Annotated in this window: 10 protein-coding genes; all 10 read left to right on the top strand. The window is 41.1% G+C overall.

Annotation, left to right across the window (positions count from 1 at the left end; translation table 11 throughout):
- Positions 1-302: hypothetical protein (locus AB1467_07280; GenBank protein ID MEW6296056.1), on the top strand; the 302-nt coding region annotated here is incomplete at its 5' end.
- Between the two features lie 221 nt (positions 303-523).
- Positions 524-1,150 (top strand): nucleotidyltransferase domain-containing protein, encoded by a 627-nt coding sequence (locus tag AB1467_07275; GenBank protein MEW6296055.1) that lies wholly within the window; start codon positions 524-526, stop codon positions 1,148-1,150.
- Entirely contained in the window at positions 1,137-1,547 is a 411-nt protein-coding gene (locus AB1467_07270) for a HEPN domain-containing protein (protein ID MEW6296054.1), read from the top strand. The genes AB1467_07275 and AB1467_07270 overlap by 14 nt, the downstream gene beginning before the upstream one ends.
- 237 nt (positions 1,548-1,784) lie before the next feature.
- A complete protein-coding gene (locus tag AB1467_07265) occupies positions 1,785-2,423 on the top strand; it encodes a site-specific DNA-methyltransferase (protein ID MEW6296053.1) in 639 nt (212 codons plus the stop codon).
- 551 nt (positions 2,424-2,974) lie between these two features.
- Complete coding sequence (locus AB1467_07260) at positions 2,975-4,057, top strand: site-specific DNA-methyltransferase (protein MEW6296052.1); 1,083 nt, start codon at positions 2,975-2,977, stop codon at positions 4,055-4,057.
- Positions 4,058-4,236: 179 nt separating this feature from the next.
- Positions 4,237-4,503, top strand: coding sequence for a type II toxin-antitoxin system HicB family antitoxin (locus AB1467_07255; protein MEW6296051.1), 267 nt, complete (start codon positions 4,237-4,239; stop codon positions 4,501-4,503).
- A 1-nt stretch (position 4,504) separates the two neighbouring features.
- Positions 4,505-4,735, top strand: a complete 231-nt coding sequence (locus AB1467_07250; protein ID MEW6296050.1) for a type II toxin-antitoxin system HicA family toxin — start codon at positions 4,505-4,507, stop codon at positions 4,733-4,735.
- Between the two features lie 2 nt (positions 4,736-4,737).
- Positions 4,738-4,995 carry a hypothetical protein gene (locus AB1467_07245; GenBank protein MEW6296049.1) on the top strand — a complete coding sequence of 86 codons (258 nt, stop codon included), beginning with the start codon at positions 4,738-4,740 and terminating at the stop codon, positions 4,993-4,995.
- A gap of 14 nt (positions 4,996-5,009) precedes the next feature.
- The gene (locus tag AB1467_07240; GenBank protein MEW6296048.1) at positions 5,010-5,474 is read left to right on the top strand and encodes a DEAD/DEAH box helicase family protein; all 465 of its coding nucleotides are present in this window, start codon (positions 5,010-5,012) and stop codon (positions 5,472-5,474) included.
- A gap of 89 nt (positions 5,475-5,563) precedes the next feature.
- On the top strand, positions 5,564-6,136 hold a 573-nt coding region (locus tag AB1467_07235; protein MEW6296047.1), incomplete at its 3' end, for a hypothetical protein.

Genomic DNA, 6,136 nt, shown 5'->3' with positions numbered 1-6,136 from the left:
GCAAAAGTATAGTAACACCAGAAGGTCTAAAAAACAACCTTCAAAATACAAGGGGCGTATTGTCTCTTCGGCCAAAACTGTTACCACTTTTTAGGGCTGTTTCTGACCGAAATGAGACAATGCCGAATCCTCCATTACATAACTCGGCAGAAAGGAGCTTTTTTTTAGCTCTTTATATCATAACTCCTACCTATAAAAGAAATTGTAGGGATGGTTCACTTTACTGTGAAAGCTTGCGGCTGAGAGGTAAGGTGGGCACCGCCCACCAAAAAGGCGTAGATGGCGAACAGATTGGTGGGTAATGTCCACCCTACTTCTGCGGAAGGTTAACCGCGCCTAAAGTTTCACAAGAAAATGGATGATTTTGAACCGTCCCAAATTGTATCGTAATACAAAATAGCCACACCCTGTTCATTAGATATTCTTCGATTTTTTCTTGACAAAATCCTTTTTGTAGGATAAACTGGATAATAAATTATCCATATAGGCACTAAAACTATCCAATCCCCTCAGGAGTAAAATAATGAAATTGAGTGATTTTTTAGAGGACATTTTAGGCCAGAAGTCTAAGATCAAAATATTACGCTGTATGTTCAAGCTTATGATTCCTATGACAGGACGGCAAATAGCAAAACTTTCTAACCTTAATCATCGAACCTGTCAGTTAGCTATAAGGGATTTAGAATTACAAGGGGTTGTTGTTGTTCGAAATGTAGGGAAGTCTAAGCTGTATCAACTAAATGACAAAAATTATTTTGTAGTAAATGGGCTTAAAAACTTGTTTGAAGAAGAACAACAACTGTTAGAGAAAGTAATAGGACAACTTATTGATAAAGTAAATATTAATGTAGTCTCTTTGATCCTATATGGTAGTGTAGCTTCCGGGAGGGAAAAACCTGATAGCGATATTGATATTTTAGCAGTAACTCCTGATAAAAAGCATCAAACCTTAATAAAAGAAATTTTTGATCAAATAGAGGCTGATTTTGTAGATACCTTTGGAAAAGTCTTATCTCCTTATCTGCTTTCTGTCAAAGAAGTTAAAGAAAGATTTAATAAAAACGATCGATTGATACAGGAGGTAGTAAATACAGGAAGGGTAGTGTACGGAAAAACTATTATGGAGGTGTTAGCCCTTGGCAGCAGCTAAAATACAAACCAGGAAAGTTGACAAGGAAAAATATACCAATTACTTAAAGAAAGCCCAGGATTTCTTTACTACAATGCAGTCTGCATATAAAGCAGGAAATTGGAACTCAACAGGGTTAGAAGGAGTTCATTGTGTAATTTCTGCCAATGATGCTTTGTTAGTATTCTTTGGTGGGAGTAGAAGCATAAGTCAAGACCATAAAGATGTGGCCCGTTTGCTTACGACAGTAATTAATACCCCGGATGCAAAGGAATCCTCCCAGCATTTAAGAAAGGTTATTGCTTTGAAAAATATAATAGAGTACGAAGAACGACTATTTACACAGAAAGAGGCAGTGGAAGTTATGAAACATGCTGAGCGATTCTTTGCCTGGGTGAAATCTATGCTACCAAATTAAACACCTCTACTGGATATAAAGCCTTATGTTCCTGAATTTGATGTGCTAAAAGAGGCACAATCAGGATGGCTTTCTAAAAAGGTAGGAAAAGCAGATAAAACCAAAGCAGATGGGAGGTTTAAGGAAATATAAATCGGCCTGGTTCAAAAATGACTGCTTCGGGGTAACAATATTTGGAGTGCAAAAATCCTTGTAAAATTTTGTTTTAGTTAGTATAATATAGTCAAGGTGATAAATATGGAAAAAGAGCAGAGGATACGCAAGAAGGATTCGGCACGGTTGGTCTGGGACTCAAAACCACGAAGGGCACCAAATCCAAAGGATATTGAGTTTCAAACCGCGGAGGTGGTAATCCCAAATCCGCAATATGCCAACCAATTACCGTTAAGTAATCTCCCTCCTGAGGGAGAACTTTTTGCCAGAGATGACCAGTTGGCTTTATACGGCCAGGAGATCGATAAGCAGAAAATGAATCGCCTCATCTGGGGCGATAATCTTCTTGCTATGCAGGCTTTGCTTGCACAAGGGTATGAAGGCAAAATTAATCTCATCTATATTGACCCGCCTTTTGATAGCAAGGCAGATTATTCTCATAAAATGACGATTGAAGGGAATGAGTTCACCAAAGAGCCATCTGTCATTGAACGGCTGGCTTACAAGGATACTTGGGCAGGTGGCACGGATTTCTACCTTGATATGCTCTATCCAAGGCTACACTTGATGAAACGCTTGCTGGCAGAAGACGGTAGTATTTATGTGCATTGTGACTGGCATATTAACTCGTATATCAGAATATTACTGGATGAAGTATTTGGTAAAGAAAATTTCAGGAACGAAATAACTAGACAATCGGTTTTTAGCCATAGTGATGCTTGACAGTTTGGTCGGAATCATGATATAATCTTGTTTTATTCTAAGGCCGAAAAATATATTTGGAATACTCAATATCATATGATGAGGCATATATCAAGTCAGCGTTTCGGAATATCGAACCAGAAACTGGTCGGCGATACCAACTTGTCTCACTGAATGCTGCGGGGGCAGGACATCCGAAGTTTTTTTGTGGCAAGTTGAGAATTCCACCTCCAGGGAGACACTGGGCGGGTACTCTGGGAAAAAGTATTGAGATGCTGGAGAAAGAAGGAAGGATCGTTATTTCCAAGAATGATGTACCAAGGGTCAAATACTATCTCGACGAAATGCCTGGCAAAGTTTGTCAATCAATATGGACAGATGTGTTTGATCCCCAGTCACAATCTGCTGAAAAAATGGGACGGTTCAAAATCATCCATTTTCTTGTGAAACTTTAGGCGCGGTTAACCTTCCGCAGAAGTAGGGTGGACATTACCCACCAATCTGTTCGCCATCTACGCCTTTTTGGTGGGCGGTGCCCACCCTACCTCTCAGCCGCAAGCTTTCACAGTAAAGTGAACCATCCCGAAAAAATTGGTTTTGACACCCAAAAGCCCTCTGCTCTCCTTGAACGTATCATCAAAGCTTCCTCCAACGAAGGTGCCCTCGTTGCCGATTTCTTCTGTGGTTCTGGCACTACCCTTGCTGTGGCTGAAAAACTTGGCAGACAATGGATTGGTTGTGAGCTTGGCAAGGTTGGCATTCAGGTTACAAGAGCCAGGTTAGTGGAACAGAATGCTAAGCCCTTCCTGATTGAAAACATAGGAAACTATCAGCGTGAAATGATTTATCTTACCGGTGGCAGAATCTGGGAGATGCAGCAGTTGATTTTGAAGCTCTATGGGGCAACTCCACGAGATAAGACAAGCGGGTTAGGAATTAGAAAGAGTGAAGATGGAATAGAAGAACTGGTCTATGTAGGTTATCCTGACAGACCGATTACTGCCAAGAAGGCAGAAGAGTTAGCCTTACAGGCACAAAAGCTTGATGGCAGAGGATACAAGCGGTTAATTATTCTTGGCTGGGATTACGAATACAACTATCATCAGGCATTAGAAACCCGCAAGAGTGCCCTTAAAGACAGACTAAAAGTAGAGATCGAAAGTCGTGATATTCCACCAGACATCTACGACTACCTCAAAAAGGCAAAGACTGAGGAAGATATTGAGGTATTGACAGATAAGGTGCATTTTCATGAAAGACCTTACTTGCGTTTGAGCCAGCCAGAAATAAAGCTAACATCAGATGGTATGGTAGAAGTTACCATTGGTATCAAACGGTATGTATTGATGGGTATTCCCATCAGTTGCAGTTCAAAGAAGGGGCAGGCGAATTACGAATCTTTGATAAAAGTAGCTAAAGACAATTTTGCAGTATTGATTGACTACTGGGCTATTGATTGGGATTATGATGGAATTACATTCAAGAGTCAGTGGCAGGCATTTAGAGGAAACGACAAGAAGGCAAAAACTGTGCCGATTGTGGCAACCGAAACAATAGAGAGAAAGAAGCGGACTATTGCTGTGCGGGTGGTAGATATTTTTGGCAATGATGCTGGGGCAACAGAGGTGATTTTGGATGATTTCAGAAAGCAATGATTTCTTTATTAGAAGATGCGTCGAAGCATTTTAGAAACGGAGGAAAAGAGGTCTCCCCAAAATAAACTTTGGGGTCTTAAGTGGGGGAAAGATAGTTTTTGAAAAGCTGTTAGCATCCTGTAGAATAAGGATTTGGAATCTTCAATGGAATTCAGTAAATTAAAAAGAGGAGGAAGAGTATGATGCAGATTGAATTTGATATGATTGTTCTTAAAGAGGGTAAGACTTTTGTTGCTTATTCTCCTGAATTGGATGTTTCAAGCTGTGGAAATACAGTTGAAGAGGCAAAGAAGAATCTTAAAACAGCAGTGAGGTTATTCTTAGAAGAGGCAGAGAAAATGGGAACGGTTGAAGATATTTTGATCGAAGCTGGTTATCAGAAAGAGATGGTAAATAATTGGATAGCACCAAGGATGGTGGCAACGGAATTAGTCGGGGTATATTAATATGTCAAGAATAACACCTATTCCAGCAAGGCGTCTGTGCAAATTGCTTGAAAGAGCAGGATTTAGATGCGTAAGAAGTGAAGGGGATCATTTTGTTTATACCAGGCCTGAAATAACAAGACCGGTAGTGATTCCAAATTGGCCTGAGGTGCCTGTCTTTATCATCAAAAACAATTTGAGGACAGCCAACATCTCAAGAGAAGAATATTTTGAGTTATTAAAGGGAGTCTAATTATGGTAAAGAAACAGAACCAAGAAGCCTTTTCACAAATGTATTTAGCCAGGGCATTAGAAAGCGAGGTGCAGGCATGGGTTGACCAGGGCTGGCATGGGGTGACCCAGACTACATTAGAGCTTTTTAACTACTGGTTTAGCCGTGATGAGGATATCCCGAGCAGTTTTATCCCTGTCAGCGCCGGGCAATTGAGACAATGGTTTATTGCCATGAGATTCTTCAGGCTAAGACATTGCAACAGCTATTTGAAAAGGTAGCACCGGAGGTTCTTATGCTGCATCTACCATTAAAACAGGAGATAGAGGCTATTTTCTTTCCTAAATATGCCCTGAAGATGGCGACTGGCTCAGGAAAGACCTGGGTATTGGCAGCACTCTTAGTCTGGCAGTATTTTAACCAATTAAACAACGAACGACCGGGTAGCTATTCCTACCGTTTCCTTATAGTTACCCCAGGGCATGAGGTATTAAATCGGATGCTGGATTCGTTTAAGGGTAAAAAGGACCCTAAGACAGGTAGTCGCAATCCACAGACCTCAGACTATAAAAAGTCGCTCTTTATGCCTGATGGTGCAAACTGGCGAGATAGGTTTCATTTAGAGATATTAGGTTATTTATTTGAACCCTGCTTTGAAGGCATACGGGTTCTTATCTATAAGGATAAAAAGGATATTTCTGTATTTAATAGAAAGGGGTGTGGCTATTTTGTATTACGATACAATTTCTTTTATAGGTAGGAGTTATGATATAAAGAGCTAAAAAAAAAGCTCCTTTCTGCCGAGTTATGTAATGGAGGATTCAATAGCCCAGCAGAAAGGAGAACCAAATGAGAACGGGAGAAAGATTTGCTTCTACTAAAGAATCGACAAATTTGACGGAGGACTTTAATGTTTTACGAGCTCGCAAAGCTTTTGCAGACTTAGAAGGGTGGGTACTTTCGGAGGAGGCGCTGACTTTGCCTGAACATAAAGTTGAGCGAGAAATTGATCAACGAGGACGGGAAGTATGGCGATGTATGCTCCAGGCTAACATTTGCCGACGCGGCGCCGGTAATGCAGGACGTTCTATTGAAGTGACCCACGAGGATGGCCAGGTACATCAGCAAAAGGAGCGTCGGAATGACAAACGAAAGGTTGTCTCGATCTTCGGAGATGTCCAGGTAGAGAGGACAGCTTACACGGCTCCGGGACAGAAGACCGTGCACCCCTTGGATGAAGAGATGCAGCTTCCAGAACGGTCGTTTTCGTATGAGATGCAGAGGCGAATTGTCGATGAAGCCGTGCGTGGGCCATTCGACGAAGCGATTGAGAGCATCGAGAAGAATACAGGGAATCATGTATTCAAGCGTAGTACTGAACAAATCACAATTGATGCCGCGCAGGACTTTGATACCTTCTAT

The sequence above is a fragment of the Candidatus Diapherotrites archaeon genome, from assembly GCA_040755695.1.
Lineage (GTDB): Archaea > Iainarchaeota > Iainarchaeia > Iainarchaeales > 1-14-0-10-31-34 > JBFMAK01.
This window is presented reverse-complemented; position numbering and strand designations above follow the sequence as displayed.

Bases quoted from the DNA above. Each gene is read 5' to 3' on its own strand.
- AB1467_07275 (MEW6296055.1), top strand. From the start codon at position 524: ATGAAATTGAGTGATTTTTTAGAGGACATTTTAGGCCAGAAGTCTAAG.
- AB1467_07265 (MEW6296053.1), top strand. From the start codon at position 1,785: ATGGAAAAAGAGCAGAGGATACGCAAGAAGGATTCGGCACGGTTGGTC.
- AB1467_07255 (MEW6296051.1), top strand. From the start codon at position 4,237: ATGATGCAGATTGAATTTGATATGATTGTTCTTAAAGAGGGTAAGACT.
- AB1467_07250 (MEW6296050.1), top strand. From the start codon at position 4,505: ATGTCAAGAATAACACCTATTCCAGCAAGGCGTCTGTGCAAATTGCTT.
- AB1467_07245 (MEW6296049.1), top strand. From the start codon at position 4,738: ATGGTAAAGAAACAGAACCAAGAAGCCTTTTCACAAATGTATTTAGCC.
- AB1467_07240 (MEW6296048.1), top strand. From the start codon at position 5,010: ATGCTGCATCTACCATTAAAACAGGAGATAGAGGCTATTTTCTTTCCT.